The following is a 509-nucleotide window of genomic DNA, read 5'->3' as shown; positions in this document are numbered from 1 at the left end:
GTAACTGTATTGGTCTTTTTACCTGTTTCATCTTTATCATATTGTACAGATCCATCCGTAACTTTAGTTTCAATATCCTTGACCTGATCTGTAATCATCTGCTGGGTTTCCCAAAGCTGACCTCCATTAACTGCTTCTTTGGAATCTTTGTCTACCTTACCGTCCTCTACATTGATAATCTTACTAGGACTCTTAACGCCCTGATCATCAGCGTGAGAAGCATCATAGCTTCCTTTTTCTTCATTCCAATTCAGACCATTAGACGCAACATCCTTTTCAACTTCTTTTATACGATCGTTGATAGTGCTCATGCTGTCATTAACAACATCAAATGCTTCAGAGACATTATTACGCTCCTCTTTATCACCTTTCGTACCATCCTCATTGAAAACCTGAACGTAGAATTTGGGTCCTTGCCAGTTTCCTTCCTTATCATAACCAGCTCCTCCACCAAAATATGAGGCAAAGCTCTGTTGTAGAGTATAAATCTGACCTCCATTAATCGCATC

The 509-nt window shown here is 39.5% G+C and carries 1 pseudogene; it reads right to left on the bottom strand.

Going from position 1 to position 509, the window contains the following annotated elements:
• Window positions 1–509: pseudogene (locus tag ACFIKD_RS09805) on the bottom strand (hypothetical protein); the annotation flags it as partial.

The sequence above is a fragment of the Bartonella sp. CR84HXZ genome (assembly GCF_042194535.1).
Lineage (GTDB): Bacteria > Pseudomonadota > Alphaproteobacteria > Rhizobiales > Rhizobiaceae > Bartonella > Bartonella grahamii.
Note: the sequence above shows the minus strand (reverse complement) of the source record. Positions and strands in the feature narration are given on the sequence as shown.